We start from the raw sequence: 26,062 nt of genomic DNA, 5'->3' as shown, positions 1-26,062 counted from the left end.
AGGGAAGAGGCACCGGCCAAAGGCTACGCGACGTCAAACAGGAAAAAGGATATGAGCTCAAAAATCCATAGTCCGAAAAATCAGCCATTAGTAATGGATAGATTTTATTGGCGTTGACGGGCAAAAGTCGACCCATTGCGGTCTATCGTCCAATCTGATTCAATGGTGTCGATTTGATCCTTAGCAGCCATTGTTGCTAATCACAGATGATATACAGAAACCATTTAATTACTAGACGCCCCAAGAACCGCGCGTATTGACTGAAGAAAGGATCGAATTTTGCCAGTTTTCCTGAACGTATTCCCGCTAAAAATCCCCGAAGTAGAGCTTGAAGCTCGCCAAGTCCCCTATGACAAGGAGACGCTGGACGGCTTTCGCGAGAAGCACGGATCGACGCACTCATTCCGCCGGCAGGGCGACAACATTCTGATCTTCTCGGGGGACGGCACGTTCCCCACATCTGGCACACCGCACACAATCGCGCTCAAGGATAACTTCGGCATCTTCTGCTCGCTGGTCAAGGACGGACTGACACGGCATCTTGCTGGACTGGGCCGCAACCCGTCCGGCTTCAATCCCATCGAGCTGGTGAGCGCCAAGCCGGAAGACAATCTTCTGGTCCCGATTCTTGGAGATGCGTACCCGTTTAAGGTCTGCGCTAAATACTCAATCGACACCCGCACTGTTCAAGGTCATCCATGCCTCGTCATTGATTGCACAACGCGCCGGGTAATCAAAGAGAACGGCTTATTCTTCCTTAACGCCGGCTTCGATCTTGTGGGCCGCTACGTCGTTACCGAGCAGGACGACGGATACAAAAAGCTTCTGGGATCAGTGAGCGCCAGTAAGGGTGAAACGCTCTATGTCACGCGGCCTGACGGGCAGGCCGTGCAGGTCGATGCGAAAGACGTTTATCTTGAGGCTAGCCGGACGAATTTCGATGACTACATTCTGTATACTCACGGCGCGAAGAAGGATGCAATCGTCGAACGCATCCGGCAATCCGTTTCCATATTCAATGGCGGCGAGAACAAGAAGGCCCGAATTGATACGCTTAAGAAGTACATACAGTCGAAGACCATTCCGCTAATCGACGGAAGGCGCATCGAGATCGAGGATTCACCAGACATCCAGAAGGTCTGCGGACAGATGCAGAAGCCGGTGTTTATCTTCAACGACAACGGTGAGAAGGATTGGGCCGAGAAGGGCCTGACTCAGTACGGCCCCTATACGAAGCGTACCTTCGACAGGAATGATCCGTCGATCTGCGTGATCTGCTCCCAGCACGACAAGGGGCGCGTCGAGCAGTTCGTCCGAAAGCTCATGAAAGGCATTTCGAACAGCAAGTATTTCAGCAGCGGCCTTGAAGGAAAGTTCACGCTCGGAACCAGCCACGTCGAAGTGTTCGCGACGGCCATCGACAGCGTGGACGCATACAAGAATGCCATCCAGGCCGCGATCCGGAAGAAGGCGGATGACGGCGGGCGCTGGGACTTGGCACTCGTTCAGGTCCGACAGTCCTTCAAGAAGCTCCAGGTCACGGAGAATCCGTACTATCTCGGCAAGAGCCTTTTCTTCCTGCATCAGGTTCCGGTGCAAGATTTCACGATAGAGCTTCTTGCGCAGTCCGATTATTCGCTCGGGTACTCGCTCAACAATATGGCGTTGGCCTGCTACGCGAAGATGGGCGGCGTCCCTTGGCTTCTCAAATCCTCGCCGACTCTCTCGCACGAACTCGTGATTGGCATCGGCAGCGCGAATATCGGGCAGGAGCGCGGTGCCGACAATCAGCGGATTATGGGCATCACCACCGTCTTCTCCGGAGACGGCAGCTACATTGTCTCGAATACCTCGAAGGCGGTCGTGCCGGAAGCCTACTGCGAAGCGTTGACCGCTGTGCTCGGAGAGACGATAGAAAAGATTCAGAAGCGGATGAACTGGCAGAAAGGCGACACGATCCGCCTGATCTTTCATGCGCAGGTTAAGAAGTTCAACAAGGAAGAGATCGAAGCCGTCCGCGCCGTGATCGACAAGTACCGTGAATATCAGATCGAGTTCGCCTTCCTGAAAATCTCGGAGGATCATGGCCTGCATATGTTCGACTGCGCGACGGCCGGCGTACAGAAGGGACGGTTGGCTCCACTGCGCGGAAGGACGTTCAAGCTTTCCAAGCACGAAATGCTTGTCTACCTGATCGGCCAGCGCGAATTGCGGCAAGACACAGACGGACATCCGCGCGGCGTGATCCTTGATGTTCACAAGGACTCGACCTTCAAGGACATCACGTATCTGAGCGTCCAGCTTTACAGCTTCGCTTCGCATTCCTGGCGCAGCTACTTCCCCAATCCGATGCCGGTGACTATCAGCTATTCCGATCTAATCGCCCGGAATCTCGGATGGCTGAACCAGCTTCCGGGCTGGAACGACTCGGTGATGATCGGGAAGATCGGGCAATCCCAATGGTTCCTGTAGAAAAGGAAAACGCGTACCAGTTGCGCGAGTATCTGCACCGCAAGATGAGCGAGCGCGCACACGCCGACCCTTTCAAATCCTCCTTTCTGCATTTTCTGGGATTGTCGAAGGACGGAACACCGTCCTTCGATTTTGCGACGATCTCCTTGTATCAGCGGTGCGCAATTGCGGGCCTCGGCGTTCTGGACGAAGCAGTTTCGAGTTTGGATGTCTCTCGCCTGCTCGGCCAGGCCGCCAAGATCGACTCCACGCCGCGCCCGTGGGTCTCCGACATGTTCGGCGTCATGGCTGTGAAATGGCTGACGGAGCAGATGAACGACGCACGCATCGCCCAGGAGTTCGAGAACTGGATTTCAGGGTTTCTAGCTCAGCAGATCAGCGGTGACCATCTCAATCTCTTCGAGAAAGATATAGCTGCGTATGTCCGCAGCAGCGACTCCGCCGTCTATACCAGTGCTTGCGTGCCGCTCTTTTTTCACTATCGGAAGATACAGCGAATCGACGATCATCAGATTCGCCTTTCCCTGGTCAGCCGCTTCATGGCTGAGTTCCGGGCGCAGGCGCAAGAAGACGCTTCGACGGCGCTGTTGAGCCTGATGGTTTACGTCTTCGATCAGGTCAATCAGGACGTGGCCGTGGTGCCGCCAAAAGGCTGGAGCCTCGACGACCTCCTGGGATTTCTGGAGCATATCACCGTCGGTCTCAAGCGGTGGACATGGGAAGACGCGGGGCGCACGCGAGGTGCGGATCCTGTCAAGTGGCAGATAGAAAACGAATACCACGTCCAGAACATTCTCTATGTCCTACTCGCGCCGATCTTCAACGACATCGCGGACGAAGTGAACCTACAGCCCGTCGGGCAGAAGAATCCACGCATTGATCTCTACCTGCCGTCGCTGCATACGATCATCGAGGTCAAATACCGGAAAGACGTGAAGAAGTCCTTCCCGACGCTCATTGGCGAGATCGCCGAAGATGCGTCTCTCTATCGCGCCGACACGAAATACAAGGATGCGCAGATCGTCAGCTTCCTGTGGGATTGCACGCGTTCGACGCAGGAGCACGCGAAGTTCAAGGAAGGCGTCTTGAAGATTAACGGGATCAACGGATGTGTCGTGGTCAGCGCGCCATCGACAATGAATGAACGGTCACCAAGTTAGAAAACTGAAGGTAAAATGAACTACACCTGCGCCTAATTAGAGGAAAATGTTTGCGGAATGAGCAACATCGCGAGAGGGACGTCTAACAACAGCATGCAGCGGACGGCGCATTGTTCAGCCGCTGATGTTTAGTGTTATACGAGCAATTTCTGGCATTAACCGGCCATTCAAAAATCCACGCCGATAGACAACTTTTGGCCGATCTTCTCCTAATGATTTCCTTTTTCACACCGCCAGATAAAGCTTCAAAACTGATTTTCGCAAGGTATCCCATCCCTATCGCCATCCATCTTCGTGCCGGGGCAGTTATCCAAGTAGAATTCGGCTTCTTCCAGAGAGGTCATCTGTGAACAATAGACTTTGCCTTGGCATTGGAAGTGTGGTTCGGCTATCTCCGGTTCCACTACTGATTGGGCCGTTGATTTGTCGACAATCTGAGCATGGCGATGTCCATACGTGTCGTAAGCGTAAACCCCGGTACCGATCAGCAACACAAACAGGAACGGCAGGCTGCTCCATCGCTTTTGTGACCGAACGATCCTCTGCTTCGGTTCTTGATGTCGCCTACCATATGGGGAGGGTCCTGATGGCGATGGACGTTTTCTTGCTAAAGGCTCTAAAGTTAGCTGTTTAGGTACCCCTTCGATACTGGCATGGATGGCGCGGAGTTTGCCGCTGGCATCGGTTTCTGTCTGATAATAGAGAGTATCACCCACCACAGGAGGACGACTCATCCCTTGCAAGGCGGATATATGGATAAAGATGTCGTTGCCGCCGGTGTTGGGTTGGATGAAGCCGAAACCTTTGTCGTCGATCCATCGAACCAGTTTGCCAGTTTCTGTTTGCATAAGGGGCCGTTGCCGAGGTTGGTATAGATCCGTAAGTATAGGCGGTATCGACTGGATGAAAAGCTCCGTCAAGAATCGACTCGAATGCTCATTTTTTGGTCAACTTAAGCCTGCGTCCCGAAAACCAGGATTTTTCGGACAGCTTGCAGACTCCATAAAACGAAGGAACCCTTACGGTTACCCTTGCTGACACTGGGCTCTTCTGAATGCCGACGTTCCGGAATGACTGTTTACATGCACCACGAATCGCTGCTGCCGACCCAAACCAGCCTCATGTTTCATAACATTATATGTCGGTTGAAGGTTGTATTTCAGTCATTCGAATTCATCAACTAAAAATCCAACGGACTTTGGGCTTGCTTGATCGTTCTGCTTTGTACTGTGTGGGTATAAATCATCGTGGTTCTCTGTACACGACAAAAAATTTATCCAGGGGCTCTTATTCATGTTTTGAGAGCTATTATTTCGGGATTCTGTCCGTCAACCACAATCATGCCGGGCGGACATAAAAACAACACCAACAGCCTGAACTTGTCCGCAATTTTTTGGAAGCCATGCAAAAGGCTATCTGTCAGATAATCCAGCCCATAGCGAAACAAACTCTGCTCCGGTCGCCCATGCTTTTTCATTTTTAAGGGCCTGACCTGATGTTTCCATTCCCCCGTCTTATGCGCCCAACAAAAAGCAATCGCCAATAACGCCATCACCTTTTTGATCCGAAAATAGCGGGTCATGCGCATCTCCTCCAGATGAAAGCCCCGGCCTTTCAGGCATTGGAACAGATTCTCGATTTCCCAGCGCAAGCCGTAGATTTCCAGAGGTTGCGAGAAACGTTGGTTGCCCGCCAGAATCAACAGTTCGCCACTATCCAGCTTCATGCCGCTGAGATATACCCACTGCTCACCAATGCGGCGCCTTTTTCTCAGCAAGCGGCTTTTGCCCACTTCCAGGTCTGCGAACAACGAACGGACAGGACGTTCATGGCCTTGATGAGCCGTCAGCAGCTGGTTTTCCTTCATCCGGATCAGATAAGGAATGCCCTGATCGCTTAACCATTGCCACCATTGATCGCCAATAAATTCTCGGTCTCCCAGGATGCCAAAAATACCCTGCCGACCAAAGCGAGCGATAAATCGTTGCAGCAAGGCGATGCGCTCACGCTGGTTGGAGTTGCCTTGTTTGTTCAGCACCAACCAATATACTGGAATCGCCGTGCCTTTGTAGACGACGCCCAGCGTCAGAATATTGAGGTTCTTTTTACCCCATTTCCAGTTCGTTCGATCCAGCGTCAGATAGTATGACTTGCTATAAAAATCAAACAGCTGCATGATCAAACGCGCAATCGCATCATAGTCAAAGACGACTTCCTGAAAAAAGCGTTGTAACCGGCGATAGCGTGATTTCTGGCCAGCCTGGCTGGCAAAGGCCAAGGCCAGTTGCGTCAGGTTCATGCGTTTCAGTCGCACTAGGGCTAATAGCATCCCGGCAAAACAATCCAATCGGCACTTGCCCCAGCCTAAATGTCCTTTTAGAATCACTCTCAGTCCATCGCTCAATTCCATTTCACCTCCTGTTTGGTCGCAAGAGAGTGAAACCGATTAGCGATGGACTTTCAAGTCCCTTATTTGCCCCCTATGTAAATCAGAGCGTTAGGAATTTTTGTCGTGTACAGAGATCGTGGTTCTTAAATCGCTATGCCCCAACAGTTCCTGAATCGTGCGGATATCGTAGTTGGCCTGTAACAAATGACTGGCAAAGGAATGCCGAAACGAATGCGCCGAAAGAAACGCGTTTGGTAATCTTGGCATGGTTAACCGCTTGTTTGATCGCTTTTTGCACCACCGATTCAAGAATATGGTAGCGTTTATATTCCTGTGATTCCCGCAGAAAAGTCAATGAATGAGCAGGGAAAAACCACTGCCAGATAAATTCTTTGGCCGCATTTTTATATTTACGCTCTAATTTGGTCTGGCAGAAACGTACCGGCGTATTTCGCTCTCATATCGGCCTCATAAACTTCCGAAACTTTCCGTAATTGCTGTTTTAATGCCGGAGCAAGCGTTTGCGGTATTGGCACCGTCCGATCCTTTTTCCCCTTGCCGTCGTGAACGGTCAAAATACCCGCATCAATGTTGAAACAATGAACCCGAAGATTCAGACATTCAAAAAGTCGTAAACCGCAGCCGTATAACAACTTGGCAATAAGGTCCACCGGTTCGTCGAGATGCTCAAAAATCAACTCGATTTCTTCACGGGATAGTACTACCGGAATGTAAGGGCGTCGTTTTGCTCTGGCGACGCCTTTGATTTCATCGAACTCTTTTTTAAGCACGTGTTTGTATAGAAACAACAGCGCATTAAACGCCTGATTCTGGCTTGAGGCAGACACCTGTTTAACCACGGCGAGATGGCTCAAAAAATCGACCACATCTTGTTGCGTGAGTGCTTGGATGGTCCTTGCTTTTTGTGAAAGTCTGAAAATGGCGCGTCCAACTTCGGTATGACTTCAAGGTTTTCGGCGAATAGTGGCGGATTTTTATTTCGCTATTGAGCGTGTTATAGACAAACACCCAACTGCTGCCGGTTTTGGGGGCGGAATGCGCAGTTTGATTGATTTCATCCAATGTTGGTGCGTTGCCTTGATTGGCTGGAATTAACGGCTTGGCTCCGGTTTTTGCTGTCCCGCTCGGCGTAATCGTCAAAGGCGCAAATTGATAACGAACTGAAATTCCTGCTGAATCCGCCGTCAATTGTGAGGTTTCGCTTGAAGCAACCCCATTGTATTTCATGCGATAAAACAGCGTAATCGAATGCCTTGCTTGTTTTTGCTGGTGTTCAGATTGCCGTTTCTCCACCAGTTTATGTAAAAACCAGGGCAAGCTTTCCGAAGAATAAGGATCGTACTGATATTTTTTGCAAAAATCCCAATAAAAACGCAACCATTTTAGATATGAAGCTCTGGCTTCATCGGGAAACGATTTTCCAGTCAGTAAATCGTTAAATTTTTGTGATAGATCTTGGGGTAGAGTGAGCATGGAGATATACCGGTCTGTTTATCATGCCTAAGATGTAGGTTAAACCGTTTAGAAAATCTAATATTGAAGCTCATTCTTGACAGCAATGTAAAAAAAGACGTATGTTAGCCATACCTAGATAATAACTTGTTGGGCCGCGGAGTCGCCAGCATCATCACAAATTTGGGGGGATCGCGATGAGAGTCGTCATCAATAGCTTATTAGCATCGGTCGTTGGTCTTATCAGCTGCCCCGCTGCGGGCAGTGAATACTATCTTGAAGGCATAAAACACGAATCCTGGAGCTGTTCGATTCCAGATCCAATAGAAGGTCGGCTATCAATAGATGGGGAGCAGTTTTTCTATAAGTCTTGGAGTGGATGGAAGAAGTACGAACCAACCCGGGGAACAATTGATACTACTGATTCCAAATGTTTCTTATTTTCGCCAGAACGGCTTGGGATCAGGGGGTGTGGAGTTGTTAATCGCGATGCACGAACAATCCAGTTCAGCGATCCGGATTATTGTGGGCAGGTAACGACATGGAGGGAGTGTGTAGCATCTTTTGGTGGACCCGAACCTTGTGAATGAGCCCCAAAAGAAAGCGTATGACGTTGCTATTGACGTGACTAAACAACTGCTTACGTTGGCCTCAGGAACACTCATCTTTTCCGCGACGCTAATACGGGATCAGGGCGATGCGAGCGGGAGAGTGTTAATAATTGGATCGTATTTGGCCTTATTCATATCGATCCTATCTGGAGTGCGGATCCTTTACGTGATAACAGCAGTACTGTCTTCCATAAGTAGCACGAATGATGACGCCGTCCCAAAGGTTGTAGCTGTCCCCGGGGTGCGTCGAGCTGCTTTTTGGCAGCACTGTCTTTTCGCCGTGGGGTTGGTATTACTAGGCGTTTTCGGCGTCGCTCAACTCTCCACGCATAGCCAGGCCCAACATTCGGTTCCAGCGGATGTCCCTGCTTCCGCTGGCTTCGCCGCTCCAGCAGGGCGCCGCTAAACTGGAGCGTTAATTATAATCATGGCCTTGCTCACCAAGGGGGCATCAAATCTTGGTTTAATTCTAGACAAAGTAATGTTTCGGCGTGTTTTAGCGTGTTTAAAATCCTAATCAACAAGTAAAGTTCTTACGATGAATAAACATCATCCATATCATCCTATCATTTACATCCGTGGTTTTGCCGCTACGCATGACGAGATTGAAGAAACAGTTGCCGACCCTTATATGGGATTCAACCTCGGTTCGACTAAAACACGCCAAGTATGGGACGGAAAGATGCGCAAGTTTTTCTTTGAATCGCCTCTCGTGCGGCTCAAGGATGAAATCGTGTGGGTCACGACTAATAAGGGTAACGAAAAAAGTAATTGGCGCTACGATGATGTTTATGTAGACGGCGACGATCTCACGGCACCGGATCCTGAGGATCAGACAAAGCCACTGCGTCCAGATATTGCACTGCCGTATCAATCAATTGTTATCTTTCGCTATTACGACGCGGCCTCGGAAGTCTTTGGCACTGGGGATACTCCTCCAATTGAACATTTCGCACAAGGCCTTAGCGATCTGATTCTGAGACTGCGGGAGCTCGTCTGTCGAAAGGGCGTTCATCCGATCACTGGAGAACCGCTCGATAACGAGGTTGCTTTAGATGATTTCCGCGTCTATCTCATTGCTCACTCCATGGGTGGTCTCGTCTGTCGCGCGTTCCTCCAGAATCCCGATCTCGGTAGCAACGTTGCACGCAAAGCAGTGGACAAGGTCTTTACCTATGCGACTCCGCACAACGGCATCGATCTGCGTATTGTCCGCAATGTGCCCGGATGGGCGACCTTCGGAGACGTGAACAATTTCAATAGGAAGCGCATGGCGGCTTATCTTGCGGTTCCGCAAGATACCAAGGCAACCGCGGATGATATCGACGTTTCCGTGGTCACTAATTTTCCGCCTGACCGCATCTTCAATCTCGTCGGCACCAATCCATCCGATTACATCGTCATGCGCGGCATTTCGGCATGGGCGGCAGGAGAGGTTAGCGACGGCCTCGTACGCATTGAAAATGCAACAACACATGGCCCTGACCCAAATGACAAGGATCGGGATATTCGCTCACCTCGCGCGTTTACTTACAGAAGTCATTCGGGTCACTATGGTATTGTGAATTCCGAAGAGGGCTACCAAAACCTCACTCGCTTCTTCTTTGGATCCTTGCGGGTAGACGGATTTCTCGATATCGACAACGTGAGCCTTCCCGATAAGATCCAACAGGGGCTAGATAGCGGTCGTAAGATCCGTGCCTCCTACCAGTTTGAAATAGTTGTAAGTATGCGGGGCCAACAATGGCAGATGCATCGCCGAACCGTGCGGGAAAATTCCGCGATTCACCGCACATTCGACGAATTGTTTCCGGATCAGCAGCAGGGCCGCAAACCTGACAGGAACCGGAGTCCCCATCTTTTCTCCGTTTTTCTCGATCCACGCAAAAGCACGAAAGAGCATCTACCCCTCGAGAAGCGTTCTGTTGCTTTTGCCTTCGACTTGGCCGTACTTGTGCCGGACTATCAAGTGGACGGCATCTTATGGCTTGACCGCCACTACGAGGGTGGCTATATCTATCGTGAGCTAATTCTCGTGGAAGCTACCCCTGATGCAAAGGCGCCTGGCGGTTGGAAGATCAATTATGGTTACCAGAGTCGGACGCCCAACTTTGCCAGAACAAAAGCCGACACGCAGCCTCTGGACGGTGGCGGTATCACCTTCGATATTAAAGTAATTCAGGCGAAGCGCCCCGGCATCAATGCCACATTGCGCATTGAAGCCCGACCGTGGAACTCGTGGAAGTGATGTGGCATCCCGCGATCGGTCGATTTTGTTTCGATCCGGTTCTGGTGCTGGTCTCGAACGTGCGAGGTGTCAGTTCTCACATTCCACATGGCCTAACTTGTCATTCCAGCCGATCGCTTTCCGCTTCGCTCCAAGCGTCGGCTGAATTCTCCGTTGAGCGAGCAATTTGTGACCTACAGCAGTCGCTGGTAAATGTAGAGCGACCGGCAGAAATTGGCCGAACTTGCTCTGTCAGAATTGAAGGAGCAAAACCGAAATATTACTTGCCTTTACTTGATCGAGCGGTTATGTTTATTGCACCCTTAGGCGTGGTTGATCTTATTCCTCCTCCGACTCTTCCGGCGGCTTTTCCGCAGCCGGCTCTTCCTCCAACGGCTCTTCCGCCGGATAACCTTCGTCCCAGTCGTCGCCTTCTTCTGACGGCACATCTACAGGGCGATCCTCGGGTTTGACGATCTCTTCCAAGGGCTCGGTCCATTCGGTAACGGCGGTGTCGGTGACTTCGGTGCCGGTGAGGTCGTCCATTTCCCCGACATCGAATGGGCCGCTCCAATTCTCGGGTTCTTCGATGAACTCGACGGGGAGTCGGAACCAAGCATCGAGGTCAATCTCTTCGACATCACCGTCGTAGTGCTGTAGCTCGACCGTGCCGGCGTCTTCGTCTACGGCAACGACTTGGAAGGCTTGGCCCTTGTCCAGGTGTTGATACCAATTCCCTACGATGGGATCAGCTTCGTTTTTCATGGTGCTCTCCTTTTTATTTGGCAGCAAAGTGTGCCTCGCCTGAGCGGCGAGTTTTTCAGTCAGAATCAGGATAATCTCGGTTTGCACGAGGCTGGAGCCAGGTCTTGCAATCAAGCGTCTTTGGCTAAACCTCATTGCCAGTGACTGCTTTGAAGTAGGAAAAACTGACGGGTTTATATAATCTTGGACAGCAGCTTTAAGCAAGAATATGCAAAGAATCGACTATTGTCCGAAAAATTTGGATTTATCGGACAATTGTTTGCCTCCATAAAATCAAAGGTTTGCGTGTCCGGTAAAGCTGTCCAAAAATGACCGCATGAAAATAGGCTATGCGCGTGTCTCGACCGGCGGTAAGCGTCAGTCTGAAAATCAACTGTTTTAGATGTATCGCGTTATATCCATTCGCTCATGCAAAATACGGGAGACATAAACGGCGTTGTCTTTGACCCGATAAACGATGATATGACGACTCGCTGGAAAGAGGCGGTGCGCGGCCGAAAGTTCGGGCCGGACATGGCCGATTTGGGGATATTGCTGAATGGCCAAAAGCGCCTTATCGAGAATAGCCCGATAGGCGTAAGTCTGCGTCTCGCCCCAGGTGTCGAGGGTGTATTGCAGGATGTCGGTAAAGTCTTCCTCTGCCTGAGGCGAGAGAATTAACGTGCAACATCGGGATTTACTTTCTTGCCTTGACGGGAGTTGGCAAAAGCTTTAGCGGTAATGGTTTCAAGTCGCTCCGGCGTGTACGGAATCCCTTCGCCGCGTTCCAGCTGGTCGTCGCCGACTTGCACGGCCGCACGAAGCGCCGTCAGCTTTTCATCCTCTTCCCGCATCCGGCGAATGGCGTCGCGGACAACCTCGGAGGCGTTGCTGTAAAAACCGGTGCCGACCTTGCTTTGAAGGTATTGCTCCATTTCGGCCGATAAGTTGATATGCATGGTGAACCTCAGATTATATACATGGCATGTATATAAAACATACATGATAAGTAGAGCCTTTGACAAGGGCTTTCTCGATTTGTCCCTTTGACCAAAACCACGCTTTAGCGGCCTCTGCCTAGGGCAGGGGAGCCATGGGGAAGTCAAGCCAACGATAATGCCGGTCACAGCCTGCAAAAACATAAACTATATTTAAGCCATGGATAGCAAACTCAATCAGTTATTATGGCGAGAAAAAGTAGCGCATTTGAGGATTTAATCGAACTGGCGGCCTTATTGCCGTGGTGGTTGTCGTTGATAATGGCGGCAGTTTTTTACGCGGTGCTTCACCACTTCGCCAGCGTCCCTGTGCCCGTCATCACCGATACGAAGCAGCTCGGTTCGATGATGACTGGCCAGATGATCAAAACCTTCGCCACCTTTGGCCAATACCTCGTGCCGCTGGCCTTTGGGCTTGGGGCGCTTGTATCGGTCATCAAGCGGAAAAAACGCGCCAATCTCTTTCAGTCGGTTGCCAAGCAATCCGGAAAAAGCGCGCTGAACAACATCACCTGGCGTGAATTCGAGATGCTGGTGGGCGAGTGGTTTCGTCGGCAAGACTATATGGTCACCGAAACCGGCGGAGTGGCCGATGGAGGCGTGGATCTGATCTTAACGAAAGCTGGCGAAACCTACCTGGTTCAATGCAAGCACTGGAAAGCCTACAAAGTCGGCGTGAATATCGTGCGCGAACTCCTGGGCGTGATGGTGAGCAAGGGCGCGGCCGGCGGCTATCTCGTGACCTCCGGCGTCTTCACAAATGAGGCAAGGCGTTTCGCGGAGGACAGCCATATCGAATTGATCGATGGGTCAAAATTATCCCACTTGTTGGCAGAAGCCCGCACCGCGCAGTCAGCGAAGCCTGTTGGCCACCCGATTGCCCAAACGCAGCCGCAAGCCTTCCCCCCATGTCCTAAATGCGGCTCCGCGATGGTAAGACGCAAAGCCACGAAAGGGGCGCATGCCGGCAACTCCTTCTGGGGTTGTTCGCGTTTTCCAAGTTGCCGGAGTACGCTCCCATTCAATTGACGATCATGAGAAGGGGTGGAAAGAAGGCGCTTACCCGCCTTTCCCCTCCGGGGTTTCGCGGGCCTCGAAAGGCAAAAGCCGGCAGCCAAGGCCATCAGATTGAGGCTCATGTGGTAGCCCTTGCCGTTTTTTGGTCGGCCAGAGCATCCCTGCCAGATACCTATGTCTATTCAACGCTCAGAAGGGGGCCAAACCTCTATCGATTTTGGCAAAATCAGTAGAGTCAATGTGCAATCGAACTGGTCCATGTTGAGCTTCATCTCTCTAAGTGCAATTCCTTTTTCAGCATACGGAAACCAGGATATTACGGGTACTTCTTTACCCTCCCTCTCAATGTGAATCGAATCGTCCGAAGCTATTGTTCCTTGTGGGATTTCTATTACGTTAGTTTTCGTGCGAAAGAAGGCACCTGCTTTCAATGCTGGTTCACTAGACCATGCCCAGTCGATAAACCCACTCTTGGACATGATCAGAACAGCCTTTTCCTCAGTAAACTTGAGCCACTTTAATACTGCGGCCGTTAAGGACACTCCATACCGCTCCGCGCAATCACCTAACACGTTTAGATCCACATCACAGTTTATCTGCCTGCGAAAGTCATCCATCGGCATTAACAGATACGAGGCAAAATCATCTGCTTGAGTCTCAAGGTTTGCTTCATCACCGGGCCAACTTAATACGTCAGAATCACCGCATTGAAAGCTGTCTCTCAAGGTCCGATGTAATACGTAATGTCCAAGCTCATGGGCTTGGGTAAACCTGATGCGGCCAGGTGATGCCATTGTGTCGTTATAGAGGAGAAGCCACTCGTTGCGGCTGCCGTTGGTAAAAAGTGCTCCTTCGAACCCCTTGATATTTGCCGCCTGTACCCTGCTGATAGGGTCGGACCATCCAAATATGTTTGCCGCCTCCAACGCGACTTGGGTGACGTCTAGAGGGAAGCGATCCGTTCCATGGATCCCGCTTACTGCCTCGACAACTTTGACTATTCTGTTCGCGGCTCGGGGTGGTGTCCAAATTTCGGCGTGGGACATTATTTCTTGAATGTTTCTAGTATCTTGCGAAGTTGCTCTTTCGCGTCCGCGTCGAGCTTCTGATAGTTACGGAAAAATGCCTCATCTAAGTGACGTTCTTCTGGGGCTCGAACGTCCTCTTCTATAAAGTATGATACTGCAACGCCTAGCGCATCTGCTAAAGCAGTTAGTTTTTCGGCAGAAGGACTCTGTGACTCCCTGTTCTCCAGCTCCCACAAGTAACTTTTACTTAGACCTGCTTGCTCTGCCAAAGCCTCTAAAGTCAATTTCTTCTGCTTTCTAAGCTCGTGCAGTTTTTCGCCAAGGCGTGTCGCCATTGTGATTGCCCCTCCAAATAATTGTAATTATGGCAATAAGAATAACATTAGATTATGGCAGCTTAAAAAAAGTTCGTCATTCCGAACTTTTTTGTTGACTTATCAGGAAAGAGGTGTAGCATATCCAAAAAGTTCGATATGCCGAACTTTTTATAGTTTTATATCGAATCGTGAAATTTCACGAAGCGACCTTATACCGACCCAAAGCAGTACCGCTTATTTATCAAGGATACTTACATGACGCAAGAGCACAAAACTGTAACGATCGTGGTGGAAGGTACACCACATGAATGGCCTAAAGGCGAAATTTCCTACGCGGAAGTTGTCACCCTTGAGGTGCCAGATTACGCGCAGCATCCAGAAATTACCTACTCGGTTAGATATAAAGCGGGTCATGGCAACAAGCCGGAAGGCATTCTGACTCCAGGGGCCACTGTAAAGGTAAAAGAAGGAATGATTTTTTATGTTTCAGAAACTGGTCAATCATAACGACGATATTCGCCGCCTGGTTGAAAAGGGGTACGCAGTCGCTTTCGACAGCAATTATCTTGTAGTTCGGGATATCCCTTACTTGGGTAAGGAAGGGGATCTCCGGAACGGAGCATTTGTCACTAAACTGGTGTTTATTGACCAAAACCGCGTTGCCCAGGAAGATCACCAGGTCTTTTTCGCCGGCGAACATCCCTGTCAACTTGATGGAACGCCTATTGCAAATTTGGGAGGAGGGCCAACCCCATTGGCCCTCGGCGAAAAATGTGCGGACGTGGTGGTCGAGCGATCGTTCTCGAACAAGCCCAAGGTGGAAGGTAAGTTTTCGGATTTTTTCGCGAAGATAGAAAGCTATACTGGCATCATTTCAGGCCCAGCCATTGAACGATATGGAGTAACACCTTATACCTTCCGGGTTGATAGCAATATACACGATAACAACGTGTTCAAATTCCAGGATACGCTCACAAGTCGCGCGGAAATTACTGACCTGGCGGGTAAGTTTGAAAACGAAGTGGTCGCGGTATTCGGGTTGGGAGGAACAGGAGCCTATCTCTTGGATTTTCTGGTCAAAACGCCGGTACGCGAGATTCGAGCATTTGATCTGGACGGTTATCATGTTCACAATGCCTTTCGGTCCCCTGGAAAACTGGACCCGGGCGAGCTAGGGAAATCCAAGGCCGAAGTTTATCAATCGCGATATGAGAACTTCCGTAACGGCCTTCGAATTATGCCTGAATATGTGGACGCCACGAGTTCCGAGGCCATAGATGGTGTTACCTTCGCGTTCGTATGTGTTGATAAAGGTTCGTCCAGGGCAGGGATATTCGAGTTACTTATCGACAAGGGCATTCCTTTTATTGATGTCGGCATGGGGCTTAGCCGAAAGCAATGCACCTTAACGGGAATGGTGCGAACGACGTACTATCCATCTGATAGTGGGGCGGAGATGCGGGACCGGCAGCTGGCGGAACTCAACGACGGTCCGGAAGGGCTTTATCGAACAAATATTCAGATCGCGGAATTGAACGCATTGAATGCAAGTTTGGCAATCATTCGGTATAAGCAGCTGCGTGGTTTCTACTTTGAAGAGATTTCAAATCTCCATCTCCTATTTGGGATTGACGATCTAAAGATTGCTGGGGAATCCAATTTCAATGAAGATTAAGCTGCAAAAAGTTCATTACATGCCACAGCAATTGGAGCCAGGAATTTTGTATGTCTCATACGAATTTGGCACGGCCGCTCATCTATGCGCTTGTGGATGTGGCGCAAAGATTCGAACCCCTCTCGGTCCGACTGAGTGGTCGATTGAAGAGACAAGCGAGGGACCGAGTCTTTGGCCATCCGTAGGCAATTGGCAGCAGGCTTGCAAGTCGCACTACGTAATTAGCCGTGGAGAAATTCTATGGGCGGACAGATGGAGCGATAAACGGATCGCTGCCGGGCGAAAGCAGGAGCAAATGCTTAGGGAGGAATATTACAAAGCGATGTATGCCAGCAAGGAAGGGGTTCTTGCAAAACTTTTACGTTGGGTAATGCGCTTTTTCTCGTAACTAATCCCCACACGGAAGAAAAGTTTTCATTTATCTATTACTATTTTTTATTCGAGGAAGCCAATATGGCAATGATTGTTGAAATTCGCGAATGCCTGGAGCTGTAGGTTACCCGTCCGGTTTGCCAAATAAATAGTCATTCGGTTAGGCCTATTTGACCAGTTGTTTTGGATCGGTTTTTGTCAGTTGATTGAGAAAAATTCCGCCACTCGCTTATGTTATCGCAAAAGCGAATCAGGTAAGCAGCTAACCCGGTTTTCCGTTCCATTGCGCCTCAACCCCCTATCTCAGTTAGCTCATTCGCTAGGACCGTCGTGACTACGGCGTGGCCAGCAGTTTGGATTTCTGAGATTCTTTCGCCCTTGCGTGTACTATCTGTAACGGCTCGCGTTTGAAACCGGTCGGGCTCGCATTTAACGCCATTTGGGGCTCGAATTAACTGCAACTTTGCGACACGAGGTCGCTTGGAGAAGTTGTTTCCACAAGGCTGTTGGAAACCACCCGTGTCACCGGGTGAATCTAGGGGCATGAATAAAGAGCTGCCTTGACAACGTAACGAAGCATGACGGTAGTCATGTGGGGTACCAATCGCGAGAGATGTACCCTCCTGGTAACCACAAACCAGGTGAGTGCTAGATAGCTGGTACGGTGAAGATATCTGAACCTGTAATAAAGATCGTTATTAATGACAAGCGGAAGTGGTTTATACGCTTGACCAAAAGGTATTGGAAGCGGGCAGAACGATTATTTGCTGCGTTCTCGTGACCCACACGCTTCCCGGTCGACAGCAGGCACCTAACCCGGCGTACTTCCCAAGGGAAACGTGGAAACCCCGTATCGCTCCCGGCCTTGGCCGGGACAGCGTGCCGTGAGGTACGCCTAGGGCGGTGCGGGTTTGGGATGTCGGAAGAAGCGAAAGCCGTGCTGTAATGGCACGGATACGGGTTTAAACGTTACCCGGTACGAAAGTGCGCCCACGTCCGACGGGTCTTTTATTGCAAGAGAAGAGGTAGAACCGACCCTATGAGGAAAAGCAAATGATGACGGCAGCGATGCCTGTTGGTGCATCCTCAGCCGCATTATCATGGGATGCCATCGACTGGCAGGCTGTGGCAATGCAGGTGAGACGGCTGCAGCTGCGTATTGCAAAGGCAACCCGAGAGCAGCGCTGGGGTAAAGTGAAAGCTTTACAATGGCTGCTCACCCATTCGTTAGCGGCAAAGCTGTTAGCCGTCAAACGGATTGGGCAAAACCGCGGCCGGAACACGGCCGGTATCGATGGCGTCACCTGGAAGACGCCGCAACAGAAATTGCAGGCGGCTTTGGCGTTAAGGCGCAGAGGCTATCAGGCTCAGCCTTTGCGGCGCATTTATATCCCCAAGAAAAACGGCAAGCAACGGCCGTTGAGTATCCCCACGATGAGCGACCGGGCCATGCAAGCCCTGTATTTGCTGGCTCTGGAGCCGGTGGCGGAAATGACAGGGAATCGCAACGCCTACGGTTTCCGGCCGAAAAGGTCGACAGCCGATGCGATCAGTCAATGTTTTAACGCCCTGGCACGCAAACAATCACCGCAATGGATACTCGAGGGCGATATCAAAGCCTGCTTCGATCAAATCAGTCATGACTGGCTGAAAGCCAACATTCCGATGGATAAAACCATCCTGGAGAAATGGCTGGACGCCGGTTATGTGGAAGAGCGAGAGATGTTTCCTACGCTGGCTGGAACGCCACAGGGAGGGATAGCCTCGCCAACGCTGGCTAATATGACGTTAGCCGGTCTGGAACAAGTCGCTATCAAGGCAGCACCGCGTCATCACAAAATCAATGTGGTGATTTATGCGGATGACTTCGTGATTACCGGGTCTTCGAAAGAAGTGCTCGAGATGCAAGTCAAGCCAGCCGTGGAAGCCTTTCTATTGGAGCGCGGGTTAACGCTCTCGCCGGAGAAAACGCAGATCACGCACATCAGTGAGGGATTTGATTTTCTCGGGTTTAATATTCGCAAATACCAAGGCAAATTGCTGACCAAGCCTGCGAAGCAATCGATTCAGTCCTTGTTAGCGGATATAAGAGCCATTATCAAAACTAACCCCACGGTAAAGACGGAACACCTGATTCGGCTTTTAAACCCGAAACTGAGAGGGTGGGCCAACTACTACCGCCATGGCGTAGCCAAAAAGAGCTTTTCCAGGATTGATCACCAGCTTTTTCTGATGTTAATCGCTTGGATCAACCGGAGACATCCGAACAAATCGGCCCGCTGGAAACGGAATCGCTATTTCCGCCGCCAAGGGCTGCAAAATTGGCTGTTTTCAACACGGATTCAGGATAAGCAAGGAGCATCCATACCGCTGGACTTGTTCAGTGCCGCCTCGGTGGCGATTGTTCGGCATATCAAGATCAAAGCTGACGCATCGCCCTATGATCCCGCCTATGACGACTATTTTGCCCAGCGTAAAGCATCACGCCGGGTAAATCCGTTCATGTGGTCTGGAATGGTAGCACAAGCAGAATAGCTTCAGTACGGTAATCAGGTTGCCGGGTCGTTAACTCGGCTTTTATAAAGGCTTGAGCGGTGTGACGGGAAACTGTCACGCACCGTTCTTAGGGGAGGACAAGGCAGTAATGCCTTGTCCTTACCCGGCGAAATAGCCGCTGGGCTCAGATTATCTGCAAATGAGCTTGCATTTATCGGCGCCTGCTTGAATTCCATTGTCATGGATCCACATTAATTGCAAATGTCGGATGAGCCTGATTTCGTCTCATTAAGGTCTAGGCTTTCAATCTGGAATGCCTCAAAACCTAAATTTAACCCTATTGATACACGATATTTGTATCAATGGCGGCGTCTCATATGGGTAGACCTAAATGGGACGCTGACAGCAGTCGGCAATAACTTGCCGATTAAAGAGAAAAAATAAACGGCTGGTCACTCTCCTAAAGCTGCCTGTTGTAACGCTCGGGTTTAGGTGCGGCGGCGCTCCTGCCGATGTCGGCAGGAGCGCGTTGTTATGCGGCAATTCATTCGCCGCTGTTCCTTTCCTTCTCAAGGACTTTAAGACGTTTGTCGTATTCTTTTAGAGCACCGTTAGTAAAGGTGCCAAGCAGTCCAACAAAAAGAATAAGTGTTGAAACTAACGTTCTACATGAGCGGCTGCGGCAGGCAGGCGCAGCCTGCCGGAAGCTGTCCGCTCGATAGAGGGGTTAGGGGGCGGCATAGAAAGGGCGCGCAATTCGTATGACTTCTTCGCGCTGCGATGACGTAAGAAAGAGTATGTCCATATACATGTCGCGGCCGGCAAGGCTACGGAACTCCGATTGCACAGCTTCAACAATGGGCAGAGGCGTTGCGTCAGGTGCCAACAGACACAGCACGACGCTTCTCTCTGAGCCTCCGTAGCCTGCCAGTACAAGGTATGCCTCTCGGACGCCCTTGTGTGCACCGAGTACCCGCACAAATGCTGCCTTGACATGTTTCTCAAACTCGCCATCTTGCTCGGCGAGGAACTCTACTTGAGGCTTTGAGATTTTGGAGAACGACTGGGGTGCCTGCTGCGCCATGACGAGAGCGGAATGAGTTGCGAGTATCAGTGCAGCTACGACGCCGTTGATCTTCAGATGAGCCCCCTAACGTAAAGCTAACCGGGCGCGGCCCGGAAAGCTGAATAAACAAAACCGCATTATAACCGCGCTCCGGTTGAGCGTAATGTTAGGTGTTGTTTCTCTTTGCAAGGGCATTCTCGATTTCGCTCAATGCATTGTATTCCTTCTTTTCGATATCAGCGCTGATCAATTCAAAGTCCTCCGGCACTGGAGTTTTAGCGTTCGGAAACTGCTGCCACTCATGAAGAGCTTTGTTATAGAGGGCTTGCTTGACGCAATAGCGAACCGCCTTTTCATGTTTTTCGTCCTGAAAGTTGTTTGCCATAGCATCTTCGCGACGCCAGCAGGCGGCAAGCAACCAGTGATGATAAGCAAACTCGTATTGGGCGGTTGCATGATACTGCCAAGCGTGCCGCTCAAGCCCGTGGTATTCAGTGTTGTTCTTGGCGGGTATTCGTGAATCGATGACATCTGGACGGTGTGAGGCCCAAGGGTATTCATTGCGCATGCAGGGAAATAACGACGTAATACCTCCCGCGCCCGCGAAGTGTAGCTTCAAAAATTGATCGACAAGTGCGTCGTAATCAGGTTTCCATTCAAATTGCATAGCAGTAACCCACGATACCTAACGTAAAGCTAAGGGGCGTGCCGTTCACGGACGGTGAACGAAGCCCCAAAGCTTGATAAATTACAAACCTACAAAACCCACGGAACGGCACGTCCCTTTGAGCGCCATGTTATGTGACGTTTTTCTGTTCAAGGTCTTGACCAAACATAATTCGGTGCCCGTCAGGAGTTTCAATGCAAAATTCCCTCACTCCCCACGGCTGATCGGCAATATCTTGCACGATCTTCACACCGTGTTCTTTGTATTCTGAGTGTAAACCGTCTATGTCTTCCATGTATGCGTAAGCAAACCACGAATGGTTTCCAATTTTCGAGGCTGGTACTTCATTTGGGCAATGTCCAAGCATTACCTTAAAGTTGTCTCTCGAAAGGAAAAACCAACCTTCGACTTCGAAGTCGAGTTTGAACCCAAGTTTCTCTCGGTAGAACTCCGCTGATTTTTTGTAGTCGTTGACGGCTAACACGCAGCGGACTTGATTTAGTTTCGGCACACGTCTTCCCCGTTGTTCGTCACATAACGTTAAGTAGACACCTATTTAGGTGTATATTAATTTACGATTATCGGCGTATAACGCCACTCTGACAATCTGTTAACATGAATGCTACGGTATTTTATTATTGATATCAACCTCCTACTGCTAAAGAAAAATACCCTTCCTGAACAAGGGGCCGCACATTGATATTGAACAGACATTCAATGAGTAAGCCGTGAAAGACCGAAAAGGGTCGTTTTTTACCGTTAATGAGAGAGTGACCATCTGAACTTGAGCGGTTGTAGCCTGCTTTCATTTGCAGATAAAGTGAGCCTGGGAAAAATTGAATGCGAGCTCTGAGCCGGACTGTATTTTCATTTTCACTTAATTTGAGCCGAAATAGGCGATAAATGCGAGCCCGGCCATTTTCAAATGCAAGCCGTTATAACTATCAATCCGCAGGGTGTGCTCCCATGCGCGGTTTCCGGTGCCCTTGCCAATGTAGAAAGGCTGTGCGGGTGAAGTGCGAGGATCCTTTAGCGCATAGATATAGTATGGATTCACAATGTTTTGTTATGTAGGATCAGGTCTCAGATGATCTGATTTTTTGCCAATGGAGATAGTGCGAGCTTCAAATTTTTAATTGAATTGACCGTTAAATCCATTACAACGATCTCGCGATGATCGTTCCATGTATATAGTCACGCTTCTCTTTATAGAGAATTACGCGGCTTGGAAGCGCCGTGGCCTGCCAGCCCGCCGGTAGTTGGCTCACGATGGTCTCGATGATTAACCGTGTTGTTTTGGCTTTTGGTAATCGATCAATGGGAGTATCAGTCAGATCTAGATGCGGTTTTCGGCTACGTTTTCCCGCAGTCTCGAAACGGAAAGTATAGGGCAATGCCTCCTTAAGCGCCTTCAGGGCATCCGCCGCCGACGTCGGCGCGGAAAGATTTAATTCAATTTCTCTGTCGATATCTACCGGAAACAGCTCATCGAATCCTTCTGCTTTAAGAGTAGTCGTGTCTCGCTCGCGGCCTGGATCGTTTGAACCAAAGCCACTGTTGTTCCATGATACGATGTTCTCAGCGCCGTAATGCTTGATAAGCTGTGTTTCCAAATCAATCGCGGTGAAAACGAACACCCGCACCGCCTTGAAGGTTACGTCCATGGGATCAAGATTGTGGCGGTGTTGGATAGTCCATGCATGACGATCAAGCCGCTTTTTCAGTCCCGCCTCGGCATCTGTCTTGCCGATGTAAACCAGCGAGTCTTTATGCAAGAGCTGGTAGACCCCTTGTTCCTCTGGAATGCTTGCCACGTTCCAGATGGATAATGCGGATGAATCCATTTCGTCGAATAGCTTTACGAGATTGATAAGCAAGGCACTGGGAAGATCAAACTCGAATTCCTCATATCCCTTTGTCATGCCATGCCCGCGGTCGTCACGTTAGCCAAGGCGAGATGCGCTTTCACGCTGCCGGCGATAATCGCCGCCAGCTGGACCGGCACAGCATTGCCAAGCTGCCGCATGGTTTCCGTCCAGGAGCCATGAAACAAGAAGTCGTCCGGAAAAGTTTGAAGTCTCGCGCTCTCGCGCACCGTGAAATATCGGACAGAGCCGTCCGGCCGCAAAAGCATGTTTTCACCACCGGGGACTCCATGATCGCCAGCCTTTAGGGTTTTTGCCGGTTCATCCAAGGGGCTTCCGGTGTGTCCTGGATAGCTACGCGCACCGGGTTGAAACCGATGGTTATGGAATTTCGCGGCGGCATGCGGCTTTGTTTCGGGATCGGGCAAATCCGAAATAGCATCACGCACCGTGCGCCACGATTCAAGCGGTGGTTTTTCATTAAGGGACATCCCGCGGATTTTCCCCTTTCCGCCCTCTGGACGTTGACGTTTGGAAACCTTGTGTATATCCCAATACTCTTCCGTTCGCCATTGCGACCATAAAAGGGCGTCTTGACTATGTGTTTCCTCTGGGAAAGCCCACTCAATGCCAAGATCGGCGCGAAATCCAACGATAAAAACACGTTCGCGACGTTGTGGAATGCCATAATTCGCGGCGTTCAACAGACGCATGACAAGGTTATAGTGTAATCCGTCGTGTTTCCCTTGCGTGTGGTAACGCTCAAGCCTGGCAAGATGTTTTTCCCATTCCTCGCTGCGGCGCTCCACCATTTCAGGATAGGTAAGACGCAGGCGGATATATTCCAGATAACTAGCAAAGCTCGCCCGTGTCAGACCCTTGACGTTCTCGAAAACAAAAGCCTTTGGCTGCAATTCACGAACAGCGCGGATAGCCTGGGGAAACATATCGCGGTCATCGAGATATCCGCGGTGTTTGCCTCCAAGGGAGAATGGCTGGCATGGAGGGCCACCAGAAACGAGATCAATTTCGCCATGAATTCCGCGGAAATCGAAATTCCGCACATCGCCCTCGGTTAGAGGCCAATCCACGAGGGGTTTTAAGCCTGTCGCTTGGTTCTCGCGTATGGTATCGCAGCAATAGTGATTCCATTCTATGATCGCGGCGGGACTAAAACCCGCGCGGCTCACGCCGATACCCAAGCCGCCCGCGCCGGCGAAAAGTTCAACTGCACGCATTTCCTATTTGTTCTCCTCTTCTAGGAACGATTTTATTTTTTTCGCAAGACTTTGAGTGTCTTTAAGTTCGCATTCCCAAACAATCATGAAGCGCCAGTTAAGCGCTAAAATAGCCGCCTCGTTTTCTCCATCACGTCGACGATTACCTTCCAGTTTCGGTTGCCAAAAGTCTAACCGCGATTTTGGTAGCCGCGCAAGTTTGCACATGGGGTCTGGATGGCAGTGCCAAAAACATCCATGAACAAATAATACTTTTCTATATCGTGGAAATACGAGATCAGGGCAACCGGGAAGGTCGCGTCGATGAAGTCGATAGCGGTAACCCATGCCATGCACAAGGCGGCGAACAATCATTTCGGGCTTAGTGTCCTTCCCGCGAATACGTCCCATGCGTTCGCTTCGCTGCTCTGGGGTAAGGGTGTCAGCCATGTTCCATTATATTTTATTTGTTTGCTTCAAGCACTCCTCCGAATCATTCCTTGGACTATTGATCATCATGCTAACCCGCCAAGCCTCCATGTCTTCAGCCGAGTACGGCTTCAGCAGCCCCTGAAGGCCTGCCGCATCTTTGGTTTCCGCTTCGAGCCAGGTATCCCAGTCGCCAGGCGCCAAAATAACCGGCATCCGGTCATGAATCGGCTGCATCAATTCGTTCCCGTCCGTTACGATAATCGAACAGCTCTCCAAATCCTCGCCTTCCGGGCTTCGCCACCGCTCCCATAACCCGGCAAACGCCATCGGCTCGCGGTCCCGCAGCACGATAAACCAGGGCTGTTTGGTTTTAGAGCCTGGAACAACCTGCCACTCGTAAAACCCGTCCGCCGGAATCAGGCAGCGCCGATACCGGAACGCATTGCGGAACGCGGGCTTGCTCGCCACGGTCTCCGCTCTCGCGTTGATCGTGTGGTAGCCGATGTCCATGTCCTTCGCCCAATGCGGGATTAGCCCCCACCGTGCCAACGCGAATCGCCTCTTGCCGCTTTCCTCGCGCACGATCGGAATGCTCTGCGTCGGCGCTACGTTGTAGCGCGGGCACAGCTCCGGCAGCGCGTCGGCCTCGAAGCGCTTGATCAAAGAAAACGAGTCGCTATACAGCGCGAAGCGTCCGCACATCAGAAATGACTTGTGTTGTTTGAGCTAGGAACCCGAACACACTCAATGGCGGTTCAGGCTGATTGCCCATTCAAGCAAGCGCGATCACGCCCGCCGCGTCATCGGACTCGCCTGACTCCAAAGCCTCCATGTTCGGATACAGAACCACGGACTCATCGGTAATGCCGAGAACCCTGCCGTCCGACAGCTCGACAATATCGACGGTTATGCCCCCGCCGGAGTCCCAAGAAGAAACTGAGCGAATGTATTCGGTGCCAAGCTCCATAAATCCTCCTATTCGTAAATTTGCCGCTAATGCTGGCTATTGACCAGCCATCAATTCTTGATTATTGTACACTAATCAATATGCAAGATAAACATCATCATGCCAGAAACAACCCAAAATAACCACGGCGGCAAGCGGCCCGGCGCCGGCCGCAAAAAAGGCTCGTCCGCCTACGGCGAAAGCACGCAAGCCATTCGCGTGCCGGAAAGCCTGCTGCCCAACGTCAAGGCCCTGCTCGAAGCCAGAAAGCGGCGATTCGAGCCGTTCTCCGGTAGTTCTGCGGCGATCCTCTTTCCCACCAGAACGCCCGCCTCGGTTGCCTTGCCGCTGTTCACCGGCAAAGTGGCGGCCGGCTTCCCGTCGCCGGCGGACGATTACGTCGAGAAATCGCTCGATCTGAACGAGCTGTTGGTGCAAAAGCCGGCGGCCACGTTCTTCGTGCGCGCCCAGGGCGAGTCGATGCTCGGCGCGGGCATTCACCCGAACGACATTCTGGTCGTGGACCGCTCGATCGAGCCGGTATCGGGCAAGATCGTCATTTGCGCCTTGAACGGCGAACTGACCGTCAAGCGCCTGGAACGCGACGGCGAGCAATGGAAGCTGAAAGCCGAGAATCCCGCCTATGCCGATATCGCCATTCACGAAGAGTTGGAAATGGTGATCTGGGGCGTGGTGACCAATGTCGTCCATTCCGTGTAATGCCGCCGCTCCTCGCCTTGGTCGACTGCAACAACGTCTACGTGAGTTGCGAGCGCGTGTTCCGTCTCGATCTGATCGGCAAGCCGGTGGTGGCGGTGCTCAGCAATAATGACGGCGCATCGTCGCCCGCAGCCAGGAAGTGAAGGATTTAGGCATCAAAAGGGGGTGGG

The 26,062-nt window shown here is 50.9% G+C and carries 27 protein-coding genes and 1 pseudogene; 10 read left to right on the top strand and 18 right to left on the bottom strand.

What is annotated here, in order from left to right; genetic code table 11:
• The first annotated feature begins 279 nt into the window (after positions 1–279).
• Positions 280–2,472 (top strand): Piwi domain-containing protein, encoded by a 2,193-nt coding sequence (locus ACEPPP_RS06090; RefSeq protein ID WP_374090148.1) that lies wholly within the window; start codon positions 280–282, stop codon positions 2,470–2,472.
• Positions 2,397–3,632, top strand: a complete 1,236-nt coding sequence (locus ACEPPP_RS06085) for a hypothetical protein (RefSeq protein ID WP_374090147.1) — start codon at positions 2,397–2,399, stop codon at positions 3,630–3,632. Before ACEPPP_RS06090 ends, ACEPPP_RS06085 begins: the two co-directional genes overlap by 76 nt.
• A 245-nt stretch (positions 3,633–3,877) precedes the next feature.
• Here the strand turns inward: ACEPPP_RS06085 and ACEPPP_RS06080 are convergent, their stop codons facing one another.
• The 5 genes from ACEPPP_RS06080 to ACEPPP_RS06060 form a co-directional block, all read right to left on the bottom strand.
• Positions 3,878–4,480, bottom strand: a complete 603-nt coding sequence (locus ACEPPP_RS06080; RefSeq protein ID WP_374090146.1) for a cold shock domain-containing protein — start codon at positions 4,478–4,480, stop codon at positions 3,878–3,880.
• A gap of 443 nt (positions 4,481–4,923) precedes the next feature.
• Complete coding sequence (locus ACEPPP_RS06075) at positions 4,924–6,042, bottom strand: IS4 family transposase (RefSeq protein ID WP_374090145.1); 1,119 nt, start codon at positions 6,040–6,042, stop codon at positions 4,924–4,926.
• An 87-nt stretch (positions 6,043–6,129) separates the two neighbouring features.
• Complete coding sequence (locus ACEPPP_RS06070) at positions 6,130–6,288, bottom strand: tyrosine-type recombinase/integrase (RefSeq protein WP_374090144.1); 159 nt, start codon at positions 6,286–6,288, stop codon at positions 6,130–6,132.
• Between the two features lie 143 nt (positions 6,289–6,431).
• The gene (locus tag ACEPPP_RS06065) at positions 6,432–6,896 is read right to left on the bottom strand and encodes a tyrosine-type recombinase/integrase (protein ID WP_374090143.1); all 465 of its coding nucleotides are present in this window, start codon (positions 6,894–6,896) and stop codon (positions 6,432–6,434) included.
• Positions 6,874–7,515: a phage integrase N-terminal SAM-like domain-containing protein gene (locus tag ACEPPP_RS06060; RefSeq protein WP_374090142.1), complete on the bottom strand. Its 642-nt coding sequence runs from the start codon at positions 7,513–7,515 to the stop codon at positions 6,874–6,876. The genes ACEPPP_RS06065 and ACEPPP_RS06060 overlap by 23 nt, the downstream gene beginning before the upstream one ends.
• Positions 7,516–8,643: 1,128 nt before the next feature.
• Here ACEPPP_RS06060 and ACEPPP_RS06055 point away from each other — a divergent pair.
• Positions 8,644–10,353: a lipase family alpha/beta hydrolase gene (locus ACEPPP_RS06055; protein ID WP_374090141.1), complete on the top strand. Its 1,710-nt coding sequence runs from the start codon at positions 8,644–8,646 to the stop codon at positions 10,351–10,353.
• Positions 10,354–10,671: 318 nt separating this feature from the next.
• Here ACEPPP_RS06055 and ACEPPP_RS06050 read toward each other — a convergent pair whose 3' ends face one another.
• From ACEPPP_RS06050 to ACEPPP_RS06040, 3 genes are all read right to left on the bottom strand, one after another.
• Positions 10,672–11,097, bottom strand: a complete 426-nt coding sequence (locus tag ACEPPP_RS06050) for a DUF6763 family protein (RefSeq protein WP_374090140.1) — start codon at positions 11,095–11,097, stop codon at positions 10,672–10,674.
• 378 nt (positions 11,098–11,475) lie between these two features.
• Positions 11,476–11,715, bottom strand: coding sequence for a type II toxin-antitoxin system RelE/ParE family toxin (locus ACEPPP_RS06045; RefSeq protein WP_374090898.1), 240 nt, complete (start codon positions 11,713–11,715; stop codon positions 11,476–11,478).
• 38 nt (positions 11,716–11,753) lie between these two features.
• Positions 11,754–12,035, bottom strand: a complete 282-nt coding sequence (locus tag ACEPPP_RS06040; RefSeq protein WP_374090139.1) for a type II toxin-antitoxin system ParD family antitoxin — start codon at positions 12,033–12,035, stop codon at positions 11,754–11,756.
• Between the two features lie 225 nt (positions 12,036–12,260).
• Here ACEPPP_RS06040 and ACEPPP_RS06035 point away from each other — a divergent pair, with 225 nt between their 5' ends.
• Entirely contained in the window at positions 12,261–13,103 is an 843-nt protein-coding gene (locus ACEPPP_RS06035) for a restriction endonuclease (protein WP_374090138.1), read from the top strand.
• A 170-nt stretch (positions 13,104–13,273) separates the two neighbouring features.
• Here ACEPPP_RS06035 and ACEPPP_RS06030 read toward each other — a convergent pair whose 3' ends face one another.
• Both ACEPPP_RS06030 and ACEPPP_RS06025 read right to left on the bottom strand, forming a co-directional pair.
• On the bottom strand, positions 13,274–14,137 hold the full coding sequence (locus ACEPPP_RS06030; protein ID WP_374090137.1) for an ImmA/IrrE family metallo-endopeptidase: 864 nt from the start codon (positions 14,135–14,137) through the stop codon (positions 13,274–13,276).
• Entirely contained in the window at positions 14,137–14,454 is a 318-nt protein-coding gene (locus ACEPPP_RS06025; protein WP_374090136.1) for a helix-turn-helix domain-containing protein, read from the bottom strand. The genes ACEPPP_RS06030 and ACEPPP_RS06025 overlap by 1 nt, the downstream gene beginning before the upstream one ends.
• Before the next feature lie 237 nt (positions 14,455–14,691).
• Here ACEPPP_RS06025 and ACEPPP_RS06020 point away from each other — a divergent pair, with 237 nt between their 5' ends.
• The 4 genes from ACEPPP_RS06020 (at position 14,692) to ltrA (ending at position 19,018) form a co-directional block, all read left to right on the top strand.
• Positions 14,692–14,943 (top strand): multiubiquitin domain-containing protein, encoded by a 252-nt coding sequence (locus ACEPPP_RS06020; protein ID WP_374090135.1) that lies wholly within the window; start codon positions 14,692–14,694, stop codon positions 14,941–14,943.
• Positions 14,918–16,111 (top strand): ThiF family adenylyltransferase, encoded by a 1,194-nt coding sequence (locus tag ACEPPP_RS06015; RefSeq protein WP_374090134.1) that lies wholly within the window; start codon positions 14,918–14,920, stop codon positions 16,109–16,111. Before ACEPPP_RS06020 ends, ACEPPP_RS06015 begins: the two co-directional genes overlap by 26 nt.
• On the top strand, positions 16,101–16,499 hold the full coding sequence (locus ACEPPP_RS06010) for a DUF6527 family protein (protein ID WP_374090133.1): 399 nt from the start codon (positions 16,101–16,103) through the stop codon (positions 16,497–16,499). Before ACEPPP_RS06015 ends, ACEPPP_RS06010 begins: the two co-directional genes overlap by 11 nt.
• A gap of 1,037 nt (positions 16,500–17,536) precedes the next feature.
• Positions 17,537–19,018 carry a group II intron reverse transcriptase/maturase gene (ltrA, locus tag ACEPPP_RS06005; RefSeq protein WP_374089592.1) on the top strand — a complete coding sequence of 494 codons (1,482 nt, stop codon included), beginning with the start codon at positions 17,537–17,539 and terminating at the stop codon, positions 19,016–19,018.
• A 688-nt stretch (positions 19,019–19,706) separates the two neighbouring features.
• Here the strand turns inward: ltrA and ACEPPP_RS06000 are convergent.
• The 8 genes from ACEPPP_RS06000 to ACEPPP_RS05965 all read right to left on the bottom strand — a co-directional run bounded on the left by ACEPPP_RS06000 (position 19,707) and on the right by ACEPPP_RS05965 (position 25,193).
• Entirely contained in the window at positions 19,707–20,063 is a 357-nt protein-coding gene (locus tag ACEPPP_RS06000) for a hypothetical protein (RefSeq protein ID WP_374090132.1), read from the bottom strand.
• 148 nt (positions 20,064–20,211) lie between these two features.
• Positions 20,212–20,712 carry a hypothetical protein gene (locus ACEPPP_RS05995; protein ID WP_374090131.1) on the bottom strand — a complete coding sequence of 167 codons (501 nt, stop codon included), beginning with the start codon at positions 20,710–20,712 and terminating at the stop codon, positions 20,212–20,214.
• Positions 20,713–20,842: 130 nt separating this feature from the next.
• Positions 20,843–21,223 (bottom strand): VOC family protein, encoded by a 381-nt coding sequence (locus ACEPPP_RS05990; RefSeq protein ID WP_374090130.1) that lies wholly within the window; start codon positions 21,221–21,223, stop codon positions 20,843–20,845.
• 646 nt (positions 21,224–21,869) lie between these two features.
• On the bottom strand, positions 21,870–22,634 hold the full coding sequence (locus tag ACEPPP_RS05985; RefSeq protein WP_374090129.1) for a GIY-YIG nuclease family protein: 765 nt from the start codon (positions 22,632–22,634) through the stop codon (positions 21,870–21,872).
• Positions 22,631–23,815, bottom strand: coding sequence for a DNA cytosine methyltransferase (locus tag ACEPPP_RS05980; RefSeq protein WP_374090128.1), 1,185 nt, complete (start codon positions 23,813–23,815; stop codon positions 22,631–22,633). The genes ACEPPP_RS05985 and ACEPPP_RS05980 overlap by 4 nt, the downstream gene beginning before the upstream one ends.
• A gap of 3 nt (positions 23,816–23,818) precedes the next feature.
• Entirely contained in the window at positions 23,819–24,244 is a 426-nt protein-coding gene (locus tag ACEPPP_RS05975; RefSeq protein WP_374090127.1) for a very short patch repair endonuclease, read from the bottom strand.
• A gap of 6 nt (positions 24,245–24,250) precedes the next feature.
• Positions 24,251–24,928 (bottom strand): SOS response-associated peptidase, encoded by a 678-nt coding sequence (locus ACEPPP_RS05970; protein ID WP_374090126.1) that lies wholly within the window; start codon positions 24,926–24,928, stop codon positions 24,251–24,253.
• 70 nt (positions 24,929–24,998) lie between these two features.
• On the bottom strand, positions 24,999–25,193 hold the full coding sequence (locus ACEPPP_RS05965; protein WP_374090125.1) for a hypothetical protein: 195 nt from the start codon (positions 25,191–25,193) through the stop codon (positions 24,999–25,001).
• Positions 25,194–25,478: 285 nt separating this feature from the next.
• Between ACEPPP_RS05965 and ACEPPP_RS05960 the strand changes: the two genes are divergently transcribed.
• Both ACEPPP_RS05960 and ACEPPP_RS05955 read left to right on the top strand, forming a co-directional pair.
• Positions 25,479–25,892, top strand: a complete 414-nt coding sequence (locus ACEPPP_RS05960) for a LexA family protein (protein WP_374090897.1) — start codon at positions 25,479–25,481, stop codon at positions 25,890–25,892.
• Positions 25,892–26,058, top strand: a pseudogene (locus tag ACEPPP_RS05955) (DNA polymerase V subunit UmuC); the annotation flags it as partial. The gene ACEPPP_RS05960 and the pseudogene ACEPPP_RS05955, both read left to right, overlap by 1 nt.
• Between the last annotated feature and the right edge of the window lie 4 nt (positions 26,059–26,062).

It is taken from the genome of Methylomicrobium lacus (assembly GCF_041897535.1).
Taxonomy (GTDB): domain Bacteria; phylum Pseudomonadota; class Gammaproteobacteria; order Methylococcales; family Methylomonadaceae; genus Methylomicrobium; species Methylomicrobium lacus_A.
The sequence above is the reverse complement of the archived record's forward strand: the minus strand, read 5'-3'. Positions and strand labels throughout refer to the sequence as shown.

Excerpts from the sequence above, each read along its gene's own strand:
- ACEPPP_RS06025 (WP_374090136.1), bottom strand. The coding sequence starts at position 14,454 with ATGGCGACACGCCTTGGCGAAAAACTGCACGAGCTTAGAAAGCAGAAG.
- ACEPPP_RS06070 (WP_374090144.1), bottom strand. The coding sequence starts at position 6,288 with ATGCCAAGATTACCAAACGCGTTTCTTTCGGCGCATTCGTTTCGGCAT.
- ACEPPP_RS06015 (WP_374090134.1), top strand. The coding sequence starts at position 14,918 with ATGTTTCAGAAACTGGTCAATCATAACGACGATATTCGCCGCCTGGTT.
- ACEPPP_RS06000 (WP_374090132.1), bottom strand. The coding sequence starts at position 20,063 with ATGGCGCAGCAGGCACCCCAGTCGTTCTCCAAAATCTCAAAGCCTCAA.
- ACEPPP_RS05970 (WP_374090126.1), bottom strand. The coding sequence starts at position 24,928 with ATGTGCGGACGCTTCGCGCTGTATAGCGACTCGTTTTCTTTGATCAAG.
- ACEPPP_RS06030 (WP_374090137.1), bottom strand. The coding sequence starts at position 14,137 with ATGTCCCACGCCGAAATTTGGACACCACCCCGAGCCGCGAACAGAATA.
- ACEPPP_RS05965 (WP_374090125.1), bottom strand. The coding sequence starts at position 25,193 with ATGGAGCTTGGCACCGAATACATTCGCTCAGTTTCTTCTTGGGACTCC.
- ACEPPP_RS06020 (WP_374090135.1), top strand. The coding sequence starts at position 14,692 with ATGACGCAAGAGCACAAAACTGTAACGATCGTGGTGGAAGGTACACCA.
- ACEPPP_RS06040 (WP_374090139.1), bottom strand. The coding sequence starts at position 12,035 with ATGCATATCAACTTATCGGCCGAAATGGAGCAATACCTTCAAAGCAAG.
- ACEPPP_RS06075 (WP_374090145.1), bottom strand. The coding sequence starts at position 6,042 with ATGGAATTGAGCGATGGACTGAGAGTGATTCTAAAAGGACATTTAGGC.
- ACEPPP_RS06035 (WP_374090138.1), top strand. The coding sequence starts at position 12,261 with ATGGCGAGAAAAAGTAGCGCATTTGAGGATTTAATCGAACTGGCGGCC.
- ACEPPP_RS06010 (WP_374090133.1), top strand. The coding sequence starts at position 16,101 with ATGAAGATTAAGCTGCAAAAAGTTCATTACATGCCACAGCAATTGGAG.
- ACEPPP_RS06060 (WP_374090142.1), bottom strand. The coding sequence starts at position 7,515 with ATGCTCACTCTACCCCAAGATCTATCACAAAAATTTAACGATTTACTG.
- ACEPPP_RS05980 (WP_374090128.1), bottom strand. The coding sequence starts at position 23,815 with ATGCGTGCAGTTGAACTTTTCGCCGGCGCGGGCGGCTTGGGTATCGGC.
- ACEPPP_RS05975 (WP_374090127.1), bottom strand. The coding sequence starts at position 24,244 with ATGGCTGACACCCTTACCCCAGAGCAGCGAAGCGAACGCATGGGACGT.
- ACEPPP_RS06080 (WP_374090146.1), bottom strand. The coding sequence starts at position 4,480 with ATGCAAACAGAAACTGGCAAACTGGTTCGATGGATCGACGACAAAGGT.
- ACEPPP_RS06085 (WP_374090147.1), top strand. The coding sequence starts at position 2,397 with ATGGCTGAACCAGCTTCCGGGCTGGAACGACTCGGTGATGATCGGGAA.
- ACEPPP_RS06055 (WP_374090141.1), top strand. The coding sequence starts at position 8,644 with ATGAATAAACATCATCCATATCATCCTATCATTTACATCCGTGGTTTT.
- ACEPPP_RS05995 (WP_374090131.1), bottom strand. The coding sequence starts at position 20,712 with ATGCAATTTGAATGGAAACCTGATTACGACGCACTTGTCGATCAATTT.
- ltrA (WP_374089592.1), top strand. The coding sequence starts at position 17,537 with ATGATGACGGCAGCGATGCCTGTTGGTGCATCCTCAGCCGCATTATCA.
- ACEPPP_RS06050 (WP_374090140.1), bottom strand. The coding sequence starts at position 11,097 with ATGAAAAACGAAGCTGATCCCATCGTAGGGAATTGGTATCAACACCTG.
- ACEPPP_RS05985 (WP_374090129.1), bottom strand. The coding sequence starts at position 22,634 with ATGACAAAGGGATATGAGGAATTCGAGTTTGATCTTCCCAGTGCCTTG.